The sequence below is a fragment of the Streptomyces sp. NPDC087420 genome, from assembly GCF_044744165.1.
Taxonomy (GTDB): Bacteria; Actinomycetota; Actinomycetes; order Streptomycetales; family Streptomycetaceae; genus Streptomyces.
Genome location: NZ_JBIUXU010000005.1, coordinates 147,498 through 162,455, shown reverse-complemented (window position 1 = coordinate 162,455; position 14,958 = coordinate 147,498). Strand labels below are relative to the sequence as shown.

Here is a 14,958-nt window from a genome sequence, read left to right as displayed (position 1 = left end):
ACGCCGTGTTGTCCCTGACGGTGGGGGCCGGGCGGTTCATACGGTGATCTGCGTGGCGGCTCCCGGCGCGAGCCAGGTGAGGGAGGTACGGACCTCGGGCGGCGCGTGGGAGAACTCCCGCGCCACCGCGATCCGCCCCTGCCGGAAGTGCGACCAGCCCTCGTAGTGCACGGGCACGGTGGTGTGCGGGCGCAGCAGCCGGCAGAGCTGTACGGCGTCCGCGGCGGTCATGGAGTGGCGGGCAGGACCGGTGGCGGGGTGCCGGGCAGCGCCCAGGTGGAGGAGCGCCGTACCGATGTCGAGGCGCCGCGCGATCTCCCGTACCCCCCGGTACAGCACCGTGTCGCCGGAGATCCACAGCTCGCCGTGGCGCTGACCGCTCCAGCGCAGGGAGAAGCCGGTCACCTCGCCGGACAGCCGTCCCGACAGCGGGGGCCCGTGGCGGCAGGGGGTGGCGGTGATCTCGATCGGCGGGCGTCCCGGGCCCTCCAGGGTCGTGGTGCCCCAGGGGCGCAGACCGTGGACCGTTCTGCGCAGCCGCCGGGCGCAGGAGCGGGTGGTGACGACCACGCCGGCGGACGCGAGCACCCCGCGTCCGGTGGTGTCGAGGTTGTCGGGGTGCTGGTCGTGGCTGAGCAGCACGGCGTCGATGGGCGGCAGGTCGGCGACGCCGATCGAGGGCCCGGTCGTCTTGCGGGCCGACATCCCCCGGCCGAAGGGGTACTTGTGGCCGGGGGCGTCGAACGCGGGGTCGGTCAGGAGCCGCCAGCCGCCGAACTCGATCAGCGCCGTGGGACCGCCGACGTGGGTGATGCGTACGTTCGTCATCTGGCGTCGATCCTCTGCACCACTGGCCGGCGGGGCGGGTGAACGGGTACGGGGCGGCTGGGGCCTGTCCGGGTCGCTGGGGCCTGTCCGGCGCCGGCTCAGCGCGCGAGGAACTCCAGCAGGTCGGCGTTGAACTCGTCGGCGAAGGCGCCGTACAGACCGTGGGGGGCGCCCGGGTAGACCTTGAGCGTGGCGTCCTTGACCAGCTCGGCGGTCCGGTGCGCGGACGCGTCGATGGGCACGATCTGGTCGTCGTCGCCGTGCGCGATCAGCGTGGGGACGTCGAACTTCTTGAGGTCCTCGGTGAAGTCGGTCTCCGAGAAGGCGCGGACGCAGTCGAGCGCGCCCTTGAGCCCCACCTGCATGCTCATCAGCCAGAACGCGTCGCTGACGCCCTGGGAGACGGCCGCCCCCGCGCGGTTGAAGCCGTAGAACGGCACGCTGAGGTCCCGGTAGAACTGCGAGCGGTCGGTGCGCACCCCGTCGCGGATCGCGTCGAAGGCCTCGATGGGGAGCCCGCCGGGGTTGGCGTCGGTCTTGAGCATCAGCGGCGGTACGGCTCCGAGGAGGACGACCTTGGCGACGCGCGCGGTGCCGTGCCTGCCGATGTAGCGGGTGACCTCGCCGCCCCCGGTGGAGTGGCCGACCAGCACCACGTCGTGCAGGTCGAGGGTCTCGATGACCTGGGCGAGGTCGTCGGCGTAGGTGTCCATGTCGTTGCCCTGCCAGGGCTGGGCGGAGCGGCCGTGCCCGCGCCGGTCGTGGGCTATCGCGCGAAAGCCGTGGTCGGCGACCAGCTTGAGCTGGCCGTCCCAGGCGTCGGCGTTCAGCGGCCAGCCGTGGCTGAAGACGACCGGCTGTCCGCTGCCCCAGTCCTTGTGGAAGATGTCCGTGCCGTCGGTGGTGGTGACGATGCCCATCGAACGCTCCTCGTGCGCTGTCCTCGCCGGTCCGGGTGGGACCGGCGCAGGGCCCCGGGGGGCCTCCCCGGATGCTCGCAGCGGTACACACGTCCGAATCTGCTCAGCGTGCTGACTTCTCGTCCTGGTGTGCACGGTGTCGCGCCCGCCGCACGACCGGGCCCCGGGAGGCGTACTGCCCCCCGGGGCCCGGCGATTCTGCTGGTGATGCGATGAAGGATCAGGCCGGGAGGATGTGGTACGTCTGCCCGGCGGTCGTCTGGACGGTGATCACCCCGTTCGCCGTGGTGAACGGCACCGCGGCGCCGCTCGTGTTGGTCACGGTGAACGTGCCGCTCCCCCAGGGGTTCTTCAGCTTGAGCGTGCCGCCGGCCTTGGCCTGCACGTCGACATAGCTGACGCGGTCGCCCTGCTTCGCGCTCGACACGACAAACGCGCCCTTCTGGCGCAGCTGCCAGAAACTCGCGTCCTTGCCCGCGGGCCAGACCGGGAAGAGGCTGATGATCCCCTGGTCGCTCTGGACCAGCATGCTGTTGACCGCCTCGGTGGCCCCGGACTTCTCGATGCCGTGGGACGGGTCGGCGATCCGCAGGTTGGGCGCGATGCGGGAGGTGATGACCTGCTTGAACTTGTCGATCAGCGACTGCGCCGGGTAACCGACCCTGGCCGCCTGGCTGAACACCTTGGGGAAGCTGTTGTCCTGGCCCCAGGAGTTCATCGCGTCGACGGTGTCGACGCCGATCCGCAGCTTCGCGGGATCGGAGTTGATGCCGAGCTGGTCGGCGGGCTGGATGAATTCGAGGTTGATCGTGTTGTCGCCGGGGTGGATGTCACGGGTGTCGGACCCCTGCATGGTGCCGGGGCTGACCAGGGAGTACACCGTCTTCCCGTTGAACACCGTGGTCGGCTGCGCGGGGAGGTTGGCGAGGATGGTCTGCCAGGTGGCGCGGCGGCCGGCGTCGACGTTCAGCTTCTGGCTGGCCGCGATCAGCGTGGACAGGGTCTGCTTCAACAGCCCCAGGTCCGCCGAGGAGTTCTGGCCCCACGTGCCCTCGTGCGGTCCGCTCCACAGCGAGTAGCGCCCCGCGGAGTCGCGCTCCAGGTAGCTCTCGAAGAACGACGCGACCTGGCTCAGGAAGGGGTACGCCTTGTTCCTCAGGAAGTCGGTGTCCTGGGTGTACTCGTAGTACGCGACGAACTGCGAGGCGGAGAAGAGGGAGTTGGACACCTGCTGGTGGTACTGGTCGTCGGTGGTCGTGCCGTACGGGCCGATGCCCACGGGGAAGAGCACCCCGGCCGGCACCCCGCCGCTGGGGAAGCGCCGGCTGATGTAGTCGGGCTTCACGCGGTTCAGGTCCTGCTTGGCGCGACGCTGCGCCTCGGGCACGTACGCGAGGATCGTCTCGTGGAACGGCAGTGACAGCTCGGGGCGGTTGCTGGAGTAGACGCCGTAGAACGGTCCCTGCGCGTTGTAGTTGAGGTGGTAGTCGCCGTTGAACTGCGGGTTGTCGGTGGTGGTCCAGATCCCGTAGAGGGCGGGGGCCGTCTTCCCGGCCCGGCTGGCGGCCCCGATGAAGTACTGGGCGGCGTAGTAGTACTTCTCCAGGACGGCGTCACCCAGCTCGACGCCGGACTGCATCCAGTAGGTCTTCCACCAGTCGGCGCGCTGGGTGTCCAGCGTCGCCAGTGAGGCCGCGGTGTGGGTACGGACCTGTGTCACCGCGTCGTTGTGCGGGGCGGCCGGGTTCTGTCCGCCGCCGCCGATCTGGGTGACCAGCCGGACCGTCGCGCCGGCCGGGAGGGTGAAGACGGTCCTGGCCGTCGCGCCCGAGACGGTCGGGGGCTGGACGGCGCTCGCGCCGAGGACGGTGGTCGCCAGCGCGCCCCGGGAGACCCAGCGGCTGCCGGCGGCGGTGGCGCGTTCGGCCCACATGACCTGGCCGTCGACGCCCGCGGAGTTGCTGTAGGCGGAGTTGGGGGCGGTCGCCCCGGCGTAGGTGGACGCCTGGAGCTGCACCGGCTGGGAGCCGGTCGAGGTGACCGAGGTGACCAGGACGTTACGGTCGGCGGCGAGCCAGGTCTTCATCGACACCGGGGTGTTGCCCAGCGACATCGACGTGGTGACCGTGCCGTCCACGATGTTCTGTTCCTCGCGGAACGGCGCGGCGGGCGGGGGTGTGGTGCCGCCCTGCGCGTACAGCTCGATCTGGCCGATCCTGGCGCGGGGGTTCTGCGTCGAGTCGGGGGTGGTGCTCTGGGTGGGCTCGGTGATGTTCAGCCGGACGTAGCGGGTCGACACGGCGGAAACCGTACGGTCGATCACGTCGGCGGTGTTGTTGGTGACCGTGTCGACGCTGTTCCAGGTGGAGCCGTCGGAACTGGTCTGGAACGCCACGTTCTTGGTGTTGAAGGCGGCGTTGCCGGGGCGTGCCGCGTTGTCGTTGCGTACGACGTAGCGGGCGACGCTCTTGACGGCGCCGAGGTCGAGGGTGATCCACTGCGGCTTGCCTACCTGGGACACCCATCCCTCGTAGCCGTTGGTCCACTGGCCATTGACGGCGCGGTCGGGGGTGAACGACCCCTCGGTGCTGCTCGCGGTGGCGCGGGCGCCGAGGGCGAGGTTCCCGGTGGGCTGGGCGGTGGTGCCGGTGAGGGTCACGCCGCCGATGGGGGCGGGCCGGGGTGTGGGGTTGGCGTTCCAGAAGTCCCCCTTGGAGACGAGGAACGTCTTGACGCCCGTGCTGCCCGCCGAGGTCACACCGACGTCGCCGTTGCCCAACAGCGCGGTGTTCGGCATGGTGTTGGACACGGCGCCCGCGTAACTCTGGTCGGTCCAGACGCCCTTGATGCCGGTCAGTTTGGCCTTCAGCGTGTCCCACTGCTGTGCGGCCGTGGGCGGTCCCGCCGCCACCGCCGTACCGGGGACGACAAGCGGTGCGGCGACGGCGAGCGCCGCCACCACCGCGTATCCGCGTATCCGCCGCAATCCGCGGATCGCCCTCCGCGTTGTTCTCTTCTGCCCCATCGCGGCTCTCCTTTGAGTCGGGGGTGCTGGGTGCTGGACAATCGGGGGGTGCTGAACCATCGGGGGCGTACCACCGGTCCGGGGTTCTGACAACGATGTCATCAGGGGCCGTGCCGAGACCCGGCCCGTCCGTCCCGGCGGGCTCCCGCTACTTGGCGGCCTTGTCCCAGCTCTCGTCGAACGAGGCGAGCTGCCCCTTGACGTCGGAGCTGGTGAACAGCTTCTGGGACAGGGCGTTGAACTGCTCGACGACACCGGGCGGCAGCGCGTCGTCGTTGTTGACCTGGCCGAACGCGCTGACCTTCGCGTTGTCCTCGGTCACGAGCTTGAACCCCTCCGTGTAGACGGGGGTCACCTTCGCGCCGAAGTCCTCGAAGGGGACGTTCTTCAGCATGGGGAAGGCGCCGTCGGTCTCGATGAGGGTCTTGAGGTTGGGCTTGGACAGCGACCACGCCTCGGCGAACTTGGTCGCGTCGGCGACATGCGCGGACTTCGCGCTGACCGCGGTCGTCCCCCCGGTGTTGAACGGGACGATGGTCTTGCCCGTGCCGCTCGGCAGCAGGAAGGTGCCGAAGTCGGCGGCGTCCGCGGCCGGGATCTGGCCGATGAACCAGCTGCCCATGGGGTACATGGCGCTGCCGCCGTCGAGGAACTGCTTGTTGGCGTCGGCGTAACTGACGCTCAGCGCGCCCTTGTCGAAGGCCCCGGCCTCGACGAGCTGCCGGTACTTGCCGACGGCCCCGGTCATCGCGGGGTCGGTGAACTTCACCTCGCCCTTGTAGCGCTTCTGGATCCACTGCGGGTCGGCGCCGAGCACGTCGGCGCTGATGAGGCCGGCCAGCGGCAGGGCCGCCGACCAGGGCTCGCCGCCCGCCATCTCGACGGGGGTGACACCGGCCTTCTTGAGGGTCTTGACGACGTTCAGGTACGCCTCCCACGTCGTGGGGACGTCGAGGTGGTGCTCGGCGAAGATCTTCTTGTTGTAGAAGACCATCGGGATGATCTGGGAGTTGGTCGGCGGGATGTACGACTTGCCGTCGATCCGGTTGCCGTCGGGGTCGGTGAAGTTGGCGTCCAGCCACTTCTGGTCGAGCGGCTGGAGGAGCCCGGCCGCCGTGAAGTCCTTCGGGTTGATGGAGGAGAGGATGTCGGGGAACTGACCCGACGCCTGCAACTGCTTGGCGTACGCGGTCCGGTCCGCGTCCGGCGACACGATCTTCTTGATCTTGACCTCGGGAACGGCCTTCTGCGCCTCCGTGATGGAGGTGTCCCAGAACGTCGCGGTGAGCGCCGGCGTCTCGAAGGTCATGAAGGTCAGACTGCCACCGCCGCCACCCCCGGACGTGCCGCTGGTGGAGCAGCCCGTGACCGCCAGGGCGCTCACCAGACCGGTGGCCGCCGCCGTGAGGGCAGTTCTGCGCTTCATGTCGTCCTCCTTGATGCTTCACGTGACACGGCCGGCTCCGGCCGCCGTGCGCCGCCCTGCGGACCCCGGCAGGCCCGCTCCGGTCCGATCCGAGACAACGTTATTTCGTATACTTTTCAGAAGAGTAGCCAGCATCGGAAAACAGTCAATACCCGTACCGACCTTTACCGAAGTGGGACCGTCGGACGGACAGGAACGCACAGGAGCGCACGAAAAAATACAATCGGTGGGCGAGGAACCACCGGCGAGGCACCACAGGCGACACCCAGGAGCAGCACGATGGCAGTCATCCCCACTCCGCGGCGGCAGGCGCTCGCGGAGACCGCCTACGACACGATCCGCCGACGGCTCGTCGACCACGACATCGAGCCGGGGTCGAAGCTGAACATCAACACGCTCGCCCAGGAGTTGGAGATCTCACCGACCCCGCTGCGGGAGGCGCTCGCGCGGCTGGAGGCGGACGGCCTGGTGGTGAAGCGGTCGCTGGCGGGATACACCGCCGCGGCGCTGCTCAGCGGGCGTGGCCTGCGGGAACTGTTCGAGGTACGGCTGCTGCTCGAACCGGCGGCGGCCTCCGCCGCGGCGTCCCGGGCCACCCCGGCGGATCTGCTCCAACTCGCTGATCAGCTGGCGGAGATGAGGGGCGCGGCGGGCGATTTCGCGAGCCGGTCGACCCTGCTGCTGTACCTGCACCACGACGCCGTCTTCCACGACCGGATCGCGGGCCTGAGCGGGAACGTGTTCCTCCGCTCGACGCTGGAACGGTTGCACGCGCACACACATCAGTACCGGCTGTCGTTCCGCGAGGGGTGGGCGGAGGAGACCTGCCGGGAGCACGAGCGGATCCTGGAGGCGATGGGCGAGAACGACGACGAGACGGCCGCCGCGCGCATGCGTACCCATCTGCGCAGGGCGCAGGCGCGGTTGACGGAGGCGGCGCGGCAGTAGCCGTGCGCGGGCCCGGGCCGGGCGCCGGGACCCAGGACCACGGAGCGTCAGAGCCAGCCGTTGCGCCGGAACTGCCGGTGGACGCCGAAACAGACGGCGGCGATCACTCCGACGACGAGCGGGTAGCCGTACGTCCACCGCAGCTCGGGCATGTGCTCGAAGTTCATGCCGTAGACCCCGCAGACCATGGTCGGTACGGCGATGATCGCGGCCCAGGCCGTGATCTTGCGCATGTCCTCGTTCTGGGCGACGGTCACCTGCGCGAGGTGGGCCTGGAGGACGGAGTCGAGCAGGCCGTCGAACGCGGCTATCTGCTCGGTGACCCGTGCCAGGTGGTCCGAGACGTCCCTGAAGTACTTCTGGATCTCCGGGTCCACCAGCCGGCTCGGCTCGGTGGCCAGCTTGCGCAGCGGGCGGTCCAGCGGCGCCACCGCGCGCTTCAGCTCCAGCAGTTCCCGCTTGAGCTGGTAGATCCGGCCCGCCTCACCGCGGGCCGCCTGGCCGGAGAAGACGCCGGTCTCGACCGCGTCGATGTCGTCCTGGATGGCGTCCGCGACGCCGAGGTAGTCGTCGACCATGTGGTCCGCTATCGCGTGCAGCACGGCGGCGGGACCCTTCGCGAGCTGCTCGGGGGACGCCTCCAGGTACTCCCGGAGCGGGCCCAGCGAGCCGTGGCGGCCGTGCCGTACGGTGATCACGAAGTCGGCCCCCGCGAAGACCATCAGCTCCCCGGTGTCGACCACCTCGCTGGTCGCGGTCAGCTCCTCGTGCTCGATGTAGCTGACGGTCTTGAAGACCGCGAACAGCGTGTCGTCGTACAGCTCCGCCTTGGGCCGGTGGTGGGCGGTGACCGCGTCCTCGACGGCGAGCCTGTGGAGGCCGAACAGCTCGGCGACCCCGGCGAACTCCTCCCGGTCCGGCTCGTGCAGCCCGATCCAGACGAAGCCGGTACCGGCCCGGCGGACGCGCCGCAGCGCCTCCTCCGCCGCGCAGTGGTCGAGCTGCCGCTCCCCGTCGCGGTAGACCACGCAGTTCACCACCGCGCTGCCGAGCGGGGAGCGGGCCGGGTGGCTCAGGTCCACGGTGCGGCGATAGGCCCTGCGCACGGTTCTGCGGAGGTTGCGGATCATCGACACGGTGGGCTCCTTCGGCGGATCGGCCGTCAGTGTGCCACGAACGGGCGAACGCCCAGGGCCGGGTCCGCCCCTCGGGTCAGCTCCAGGTCACGGGCCGGACCGCCGCTCGCGCCCCGGGTCCGGTCGGGCATGATGCGACGCATGCTCATCGAACATGACGGGGTGTCGCCCACCGTGCATCCGTCCGCGTACGTCGCCCCGAACGCGACGCTGAGCGGGGACGTCCGGGTCGGCGCCGGGTGCCGGATCCTCTTCGGTGCCGTCCTGACCGCCGAGGGCGGCCCCGTGGAGCTGGGCGAGGGCTGCGTCGTGATGGAGAACGCGGTCCTGCGGGGCGTCCGCCGCGATCCGCTGCGGCTGGGGCGTGCCGTGCTCGTCGGCCCCACCTCGTACCTGACCGGCTGCGCCGTCGAGGACGAGGTCTTCCTCGCGACGGGTACCCGGGTCTTCAACGGCGCCCGGATCGGGACGCGTTCCGAGGTGCGGATCAACGGGATCGTGCATCTGCGCACGGTGCTGCCCGCCGGCTCCACGGTCCCGATCGGGTGGGTGGCCGTCGGCGATCCCGCGCGGGTGCTGCCGCCCGGGGAGCACGACGCGATCTGGGCGGTGCAGAAGGAGCTGGACTTCCCTGGGTACGTCTTCGGCCTGCCACGCCCCCCGGAGGGCGAGAGCATCGTGCCGGCGCTCTCGGAGCGGTTCGGACGGGCGCTCGGCCGCCACCACGACGACCGGATCCTGTGACCGTACGGTCCCCCGGCCCCCTGGACCTCTGACGGTCGTACGGTAGCTCTGGGCGGGGTGGCCGAACCGTGGCCAGTCATCGGCACCCATCCGGGGGCCCTGGACGCGACACGGCCCGCTCCGGGGTAGTAGACGACATATGACCCGAAAGCGTTTCGGTGTGGAGAGGCACGCGCACCGGCTCCGGGACCTGTACCGCAGGATCATGGACTCTCCTGTCGCGCTCACCGTGAGCCGCAGCAGCGAGACGGAACTGATGCACCGGGCCATGTCCTTCGCCGCGCTCGGTTTCCTCACGCTCGTTCCCCTGCTGATCCTCGTCGCCGCGGCCGACCCGGCCAGCGGTCAGAGCTTCGCCCGCTGGCTCGCCCAGGGCGTCGGCGTCTCGGCGTCGTCGCAGGGCGAGATCGAGCAGCTGTTCGGCAAACCGGGCGAGGCGCTCCAGCGGACGACGGCGTTCGGTCTCGCCGCGCTCGCGGTGTTCGGTCTGACCTTCGGGTCGGCGGTGCAGACGGGGTACGAGAAGGTCTGGGAGCTCTCCACGGCGCGCTGGCACCAGGTGTGGCGGCACGTGGTGTGGCTGGCGGTCCTGGTCGGGTTCCTCGTCGCCTTCGTCAACACGCAGGTCCGCGCCCAGTCCGTCCTCGACACGATCCTGGTGACCTCGGCCGACGTCGTCGTCACGTTCCTGTTCTTCTGGTGGTCCCAGCGGCTGCTCCTCGCGGGACGGGTCCGCTGGCGGGCACTGATCCCCGGCTCGGTCGCGACCTCGCTCGGGCTGCTCGGCCTGCGGGGCTTCTCCCGGCTGGTGTTCTCGCCGCTGATCGCGTCGAACGCCGTCACGTACGGCCCGTTCGGCACGGTCCTCGTCCTCCAGTCGTGGCTGGTCGGGGTGGGTTTTGTCGTCTACGGCGGGGCGCTGGTGGGGCGGATCTACCACGAGTACGTGTTCGTGCGGCGGATGGCGCGGGAGCCGGAGGGCCTGCGGGAGGAACACGACGGTTCCGGCGGAGGGGACGGACCGGTACGGTGATCGTCCCCGTGTGAGCCGCCGCTGTCTCCGCGCCCCCCGTCCGCCGGAGACCCGCCCCCATGACCTCGCCGATCGCCGCCCCCGCCCTCGTACCCCGCAAGGCGTGGGCGACCGATCTGCCGGTCCTGCTGATCGCGGTCGTGTGGGGCGCCAGCTACCTGGCGGCCAAGGGTGTCACCACCCCGGCGACCGTCGTCGCGGTCCTGGTGCTGCGTTTCGCGGTGGTCCTGCCCGTCCTGGCCGTCGCCGGGTGGCGGCGGCTGCGGGCGCTGACGGCGGCGCAGTGGCGCGGCGCCGGCGTGCTGGGGCTGATCATGAGCGGGATCTTCCTGCTGGAGACGTACGGCGTCGTGCACACCTCGGCGACCAACGCGGGGCTCATCATCAGCCTCACCATGATCTTCACGCCGCTCGCGGAGTCCGTGGTCACCCGGACCCGCCCGCCGGGGTCCTTCGTGGCCGCCGCCGGGCTCTCGGTCGCCGGGGTGGTGCTGCTGACCCAGGGCGGCGGCTTCACCGCGCCCTCGGCGGGCGATCTGCTGATGCTGCTGGCCGCGCTCGCCCGTACCGTCCATGTGCTGGCCATGGCGCGGATCAAGGCGGTGCGCACCGCCGATTCACTGTCGCTCACCACCGTCCAGCTCGGCGGTGCGGTCGCGGTCTTCGCCGTCCTGGCCTCGGTGCCGGGCACGGGCCCTTCGCCCTGGTCGGTGGCCGCCGGTTTTGACGCGGGCGACTGGGCGGCGCTGCTGTTCCTGTCGGTGTTCTGCACACTCGCCGCGTTCTTCGTACAGATGTGGGCGGTACGGCGCACCTCGCCGTCGCGGGTGAGCCTGCTGCTCGGTACGGAACCGCTGTGGGCCGCCGCCACCGGGATCGCCCTCGGCGGTGAGCACCTGGGCGTGCTCGGCGCGCTGGGCGCCGGGCTGGTCCTGGCGGGCACGGCCTGGGGGCGCGGGGCCGCCGACCGCGGCCAGGGCGTGTCCGCGAAGTCGGGTCGCTCGCCCGACGAGCCGGACACCACTTCGCGGACACGCCCTGGGGCGTCCTTTACGTCTCGGTGCGGCGCGCCTGGTGGCGACGGGCCTTGAGGCGGTTGCCGCACGTGGTCATGGAGCACCACCGGGCGGTGTTGGAGCGGCTGCGGTCGAGCAGGAAGAGGGCGCACTCGTCGTTGGCGCAGGGGCGCAGCCGCCCCGGCATCCGCTGGGACAGCGCGGCCCAGGCCAGCACGATCCGGGCGGGGAGCGCGCGCTCCGGGGGCGCGTACAGCTCCCACCGCAGGCCGTCGCCGTCGATCACCGGGTGCTGGCCGACGTCCGCCAGCACCGCGTTGAGGATCCCGGCGGGCTGCTGACCGCGTACCACCGCCTGGAGGTCCCGGCGCACCGCCCGCAGCGCGGCCAGTTCCGCGGCGCCGCCGGTCCCGCCGCCGTGCGCCGTCAGCCACGCGCCGGCCGCGGAGTCCTCCGCGAGCAGGTCCACCGTGCTGCCGTCGACCACGGGCGTGGTGTTGAGCAGTTCGACTATGACGCTCTCCTCCATGCCGCCACTCTCCTCCTGTCCGGCTCTCTCCGGCTCCGCCGACTTCTCGCTAACCACCTTACAAGCTTGACACGGTTAGCACCGCCTGCTTGGCTGAACTAACCAGCTTGAACTACATAGGAGGTTAGTCATGTCCCCCGTGCATCACCGCACCCTCGACGTCGACGGCCGGAAGGTCTTCTACCGCGAGGCGGGCGATCCCACCGCGCCCACCGTCGTACTCCTGCACGGCTGTCCGGCGAGTTCCTTCATGTACCGCGACCTCATCCCGCTGCTGGCCGACCGCTACCACGTCGTGGCCCCCGACCTGCTGGGCTACGGCTACAGCGACGCGCCGCCGGTCGAGGAGTTCGACTACACCTTCGACGCCCTGGCCGACTCGGTCGAGGGCCTCCTGCGCGCGACCGGCACCGAGCGGTTCGCGATGTACGTCCAGGACTACGGCGCGCCGGTGGGATGGCGGCTCGCGCTGCGCGACCCGTCCCGGATCACCGGGATCGTCACGCAGAACGGCAACGCGTACGTGGAAGGCTTTGTGGAGCCGTTCTGGAAGCCCCTCTGGGAGTACGCCGCCGACCCCACCGAGGAGAAGGCCGCCCCGCTGCGCGAGGGGCTGACCCTGGAGCAGATCCGGTGGCAGTACACCCACGGCGTGCCGGACGTGAGCCTGGTGAACCCCGACGCGTGGGCGCACGACCACGCCATGGTCAACCGCCCCGGCAACCCCGAGGTGCAGCTCAAGCTCTTCCGGGAGTACCCGACGAACGTCGCCCTGTACGAGGACACGCACGCGTACTTCCGCTCCTCGCAGGTCCCGCTGCTCGCCGTCTGGGGCCGCAACGACGAGATCTTCGGCCCGGACGGGGCGCGGGCCTTCGCCCGCGACCTGCCGGACGCGGAGATCCACCTCCTGGACGGCGGCCACTTCCTGCTGGAGAGCGAACTCACCGCCGTCGCCGCGCTGATGACGCCGTTCCTGGACCGCGCGTTCGGCTGAGAAACGCCGCGCGATCCCCCGGCGGCGGAGTGAGAACGGAGCGGGGCACGAATCTACAACACTGTAGAAGTTTGCCGCCGTACCCCGGGCCGCGCCCCGGTGACCCTGGTTAGGATGCCCCGGCACCAGGTCGCCTGGCGCGGCAGCGTGGGAGGAGGCCGTTTCGTGGTCGGGAACGCCGGAAACACCGTGAACGCCGGGAACGGAAACACCGTGAACGCCGGGAACGGGAACACCGGGAACACCGGGAACGCGGACAACGTCGAGAAGACCGACGAACGCGGGCAGGAGTCCCGTACCCGCAGGCGGGGCCAGGGCCAGCTCGAAGCGCAGGTGCTCGCCGTGCTCGGCTCCGCGACCGGCCCGGTGGCCGCCACCTGGGTGCAGGAGCGGCTGGACGGCGACCTCGCGTACACGACCGTGATCACCATCCTCACCCGCCTCCTCGACAAGCGGGCCGTGACCCGCACCCGGTCGGGCAGGTCCTTCCTCTGGACCCCGGTCGCCGACGGGGCCGGGCTCACCGCGTTGCGGATGCGAAGGCTCCTCGACGAGCGGGACGACCGGGACGCGGTGCTCGCCGGCTTCGTCTCGGCCCTCTCCCCCCACGACGCGCGGGTGCTGCGCGCCCTCCTCGCGGACGCGGGCCCGGAATCCGGCGGGGCGCCCGACGACGGCGCGGAAAGCTGACCTGCGGCTTCTACACGCCTGTAGAGTCGGTCCGTCGCAGACAGCGACGGCCGGCCCGGAGGACGGACCGGACGGGGAGCGGGGCACGGAGGACCAGGTGGGGACGGAAACCAGGAGGCGGCGGCCCGGCGCCGCGAGCAGTGGCCATCGCAGAGGCGCCCGGACGGGCCGGACCAGGCTCACCCGGCGCGGCCGCGTGGCCGTCTGGGTCTGCGGCGCTCTGGCCGTGACGGCCCTGGGGGCGGGCGGCGCGGGCACCTGGATCTACCAGCGCCTCGACGGCAACATCCACGGCGCGGACATCGACGGCAAGATCGGCGGCGGCCGGCCGGTCAATTCCAGCCCCGGCTCGCAGAACATCCTGGTCGTGGGCTCCGACTCGCGTACGGGCGCCAACGCGAAGTACGGCAGCGACCTCACCACCATGCAGTCCGACACGCTGATGGTGCTGCACATCGCCGCGAACCGGGACTGGGCCACCGTCGTCTCCCTGCCGCGCGACTCCTGGGTCACCATCCCCGCCTGCGACCGCGGGAACGGCAGCGAGTCGGGTCTCCACCACTTCAAGATCAACGAGGCGTTCGCCATCGGCGGGACGAGCGGGGACGTGGCCGGGGCCGCCGCCTGCACCATCAGGACCGTGGAGCGCAACACCGGGCTGCGCATCGACCACTTCATGTCGGTCGACTTCCAGGGCTTCAAGGGCATGGTCAACGCGCTGGACGGCATCGAGGTCTGTCCGGAGACCGCGATCCACGACAAGAAGGCGCACCTCGACCTGGAGGCCGGCTGCCAGACCGTGCGCGACGAGAAGGCGCTCGGGTACGTCCGTACGCGCTACAGCGTCGGGGACGGCTCCGACCTGGGCCGCATCGGCAGGCAGCAGGAGTTCATGGAGGCCGTGGCCGCCAAGGCGCAGAAGAAACTGACCAGTCCGAAGGCGCTGTACGGATTCCTGGACTCGGCCACCAAGTCGCTGACGACCGACGAACCGCTCGCCGGGATCAAGCCGCTGTACGCCCTCGCCTCCGAGATCAAGGGCATCCCCAAGGACCGGCTGGCCTTCCTGACCGTACCGAACTACCCGCGCGAGGCGGACGTGCCGGCCGACCGGGCCAATGTGGTGTGGCAGTACCCGCAGGCGTCCGACCTCTTCACCTCCCTGGCCCGGGACAAGGAGGTCAGCAAGAAGAAGCTGGAGGCGGCCGCCAAGACCCCGCTCTACGCCCACACGGTCCGCGTCCAGGTCCTCAACGGCACAGGCACGGCGGGGAGGGCCGCCGCCGTCGCCGAGACCCTCCGTACGGCCGGCTTCACCGTCGCCTCCATCGGCAACGCCCCGGAGACCACGGCCAGGACGTCGGTCGAGTACCCCGGCGACCTCGGCCCCCAGGCCCGGGTCCTCGCCTCGCGCCTGCCGGACGCCACCGCCCGGGAGTCCGCACAGGCCGCGCCGGGCGTCGTGACCCTCACCGTGGGGACGGATTTCACGGACGTCCGGTAGGGAGTGCCGGGCCGACCGGTCCGTGCTGGACGCCACATTGCTTTATTTTGCGACTCCTTTACTATTGAGCGACGTGGGACGGCGTGGCCGTCCCGCCCCGCATCGTTGGTCAGCGTAAGGAGCTGCGGTCCCCCCATGGGTGAACCTCCCAGTACGAGCCGT

13 protein-coding genes are annotated in these 14,958 nt (G+C 70.8%); 7 read left to right on the top strand and 6 right to left on the bottom strand.

Translation table 11 applies throughout. From position 1 onward, the window contains the following. Positions 1-36: 36 nt before the first annotated feature. The 4 genes from ACIO1C_RS11660 to ACIO1C_RS11645 form a co-directional block, all read right to left on the bottom strand. Positions 37-828, bottom strand: a complete 792-nt coding sequence (locus tag ACIO1C_RS11660; protein ID WP_401861375.1) for an MBL fold metallo-hydrolase — start codon at positions 826-828, stop codon at positions 37-39. 98 nt (positions 829-926) lie between these two features. Further along, a complete protein-coding gene (locus ACIO1C_RS11655) occupies positions 927-1,748 on the bottom strand; it encodes an alpha/beta fold hydrolase (RefSeq protein ID WP_401861372.1) in 822 nt (273 codons plus the stop codon). A 220-nt stretch (positions 1,749-1,968) separates the two neighbouring features. Further along, on the bottom strand, positions 1,969-4,773 hold the full coding sequence (locus tag ACIO1C_RS11650) for a discoidin domain-containing protein (RefSeq protein WP_401861369.1): 2,805 nt from the start codon (positions 4,771-4,773) through the stop codon (positions 1,969-1,971). Positions 4,774-4,921: 148 nt separating this feature from the next. Continuing rightward, positions 4,922-6,199 (bottom strand): ABC transporter substrate-binding protein, encoded by a 1,278-nt coding sequence (locus tag ACIO1C_RS11645; RefSeq protein WP_401861366.1) that lies wholly within the window; start codon positions 6,197-6,199, stop codon positions 4,922-4,924. 279 nt (positions 6,200-6,478) lie between these two features. On the opposite strand from ACIO1C_RS11645, the gene ACIO1C_RS11640 reads away from it, so the two are divergent. Continuing rightward, positions 6,479-7,147, top strand: coding sequence for a GntR family transcriptional regulator (locus tag ACIO1C_RS11640; protein WP_401861363.1), 669 nt, complete (start codon positions 6,479-6,481; stop codon positions 7,145-7,147). A gap of 47 nt (positions 7,148-7,194) precedes the next feature. Here ACIO1C_RS11640 and ACIO1C_RS11635 read toward each other — a convergent pair whose 3' ends face one another. Then, a complete protein-coding gene (locus ACIO1C_RS11635; protein WP_401862164.1) occupies positions 7,195-8,277 on the bottom strand; it encodes a magnesium and cobalt transport protein CorA in 1,083 nt (360 codons plus the stop codon). 147 nt (positions 8,278-8,424) lie between these two features. Between ACIO1C_RS11635 and ACIO1C_RS11630 the strand changes: the two genes are divergently transcribed. From ACIO1C_RS11630 to ACIO1C_RS11620, 3 genes are all read left to right on the top strand, one after another. Then, positions 8,425-9,027, top strand: coding sequence for a gamma carbonic anhydrase family protein (locus ACIO1C_RS11630; RefSeq protein ID WP_401861361.1), 603 nt, complete (start codon positions 8,425-8,427; stop codon positions 9,025-9,027). A gap of 139 nt (positions 9,028-9,166) precedes the next feature. Beyond that, entirely contained in the window at positions 9,167-10,060 is an 894-nt protein-coding gene (locus ACIO1C_RS11625) for a YhjD/YihY/BrkB family envelope integrity protein (protein ID WP_401861358.1), read from the top strand. Positions 10,061-10,119: 59 nt separating this feature from the next. After that, positions 10,120-11,151, top strand: coding sequence for a DMT family transporter (locus ACIO1C_RS11620; protein ID WP_401861355.1), 1,032 nt, complete (start codon positions 10,120-10,122; stop codon positions 11,149-11,151). Here ACIO1C_RS11620 and ACIO1C_RS11615 read toward each other — a convergent pair. Continuing rightward, positions 11,111-11,662 carry a CGNR zinc finger domain-containing protein gene (locus ACIO1C_RS11615; RefSeq protein WP_401861352.1) on the bottom strand — a complete coding sequence of 184 codons (552 nt, stop codon included), beginning with the start codon at positions 11,660-11,662 and terminating at the stop codon, positions 11,111-11,113. The two genes, ACIO1C_RS11620 and ACIO1C_RS11615, sit on opposite strands and share 41 nt — an antisense overlap. 73 nt (positions 11,663-11,735) lie before the next feature. Between ACIO1C_RS11615 and ACIO1C_RS11610 the strand changes: the two genes are divergently transcribed. The 3 genes from ACIO1C_RS11610 (at position 11,736) to ACIO1C_RS11600 (ending at position 14,796) form a co-directional block, all read left to right on the top strand. Further along, positions 11,736-12,602, top strand: coding sequence for an alpha/beta fold hydrolase (locus ACIO1C_RS11610; RefSeq protein ID WP_401861349.1), 867 nt, complete (start codon positions 11,736-11,738; stop codon positions 12,600-12,602). 213 nt (positions 12,603-12,815) lie between these two features. Beyond that, positions 12,816-13,292 (top strand): BlaI/MecI/CopY family transcriptional regulator, encoded by a 477-nt coding sequence (locus ACIO1C_RS11605; RefSeq protein WP_401862162.1) that lies wholly within the window; start codon positions 12,816-12,818, stop codon positions 13,290-13,292. 196 nt (positions 13,293-13,488) lie between these two features. Beyond that, positions 13,489-14,796 carry an LCP family protein gene (locus tag ACIO1C_RS11600; RefSeq protein ID WP_401861346.1) on the top strand — a complete coding sequence of 436 codons (1,308 nt, stop codon included), beginning with the start codon at positions 13,489-13,491 and terminating at the stop codon, positions 14,794-14,796. Positions 14,797-14,958: the final 162 nt, after the last annotated feature.

Coding starts and splice junctions, on each gene's coding strand:
- ACIO1C_RS11610 (WP_401861349.1), top strand. CDS start 11,736: ATGTCCCCCGTGCATCACCGCACCCTCGACGTCGACGGCCGGAAGGTC.
- ACIO1C_RS11620 (WP_401861355.1), top strand. CDS start 10,120: ATGACCTCGCCGATCGCCGCCCCCGCCCTCGTACCCCGCAAGGCGTGG.
- ACIO1C_RS11660 (WP_401861375.1), bottom strand. CDS start 828: ATGACGAACGTACGCATCACCCACGTCGGCGGTCCCACGGCGCTGATC.
- ACIO1C_RS11640 (WP_401861363.1), top strand. CDS start 6,479: ATGGCAGTCATCCCCACTCCGCGGCGGCAGGCGCTCGCGGAGACCGCC.
- ACIO1C_RS11645 (WP_401861366.1), bottom strand. CDS start 6,199: ATGAAGCGCAGAACTGCCCTCACGGCGGCGGCCACCGGTCTGGTGAGC.
- ACIO1C_RS11630 (WP_401861361.1), top strand. CDS start 8,425: ATGCTCATCGAACATGACGGGGTGTCGCCCACCGTGCATCCGTCCGCG.
- ACIO1C_RS11625 (WP_401861358.1), top strand. CDS start 9,167: ATGACCCGAAAGCGTTTCGGTGTGGAGAGGCACGCGCACCGGCTCCGG.
- ACIO1C_RS11650 (WP_401861369.1), bottom strand. CDS start 4,773: ATGGGGCAGAAGAGAACAACGCGGAGGGCGATCCGCGGATTGCGGCGG.
- ACIO1C_RS11655 (WP_401861372.1), bottom strand. CDS start 1,748: ATGGGCATCGTCACCACCACCGACGGCACGGACATCTTCCACAAGGAC.
- ACIO1C_RS11635 (WP_401862164.1), bottom strand. CDS start 8,277: ATGATCCGCAACCTCCGCAGAACCGTGCGCAGGGCCTATCGCCGCACC.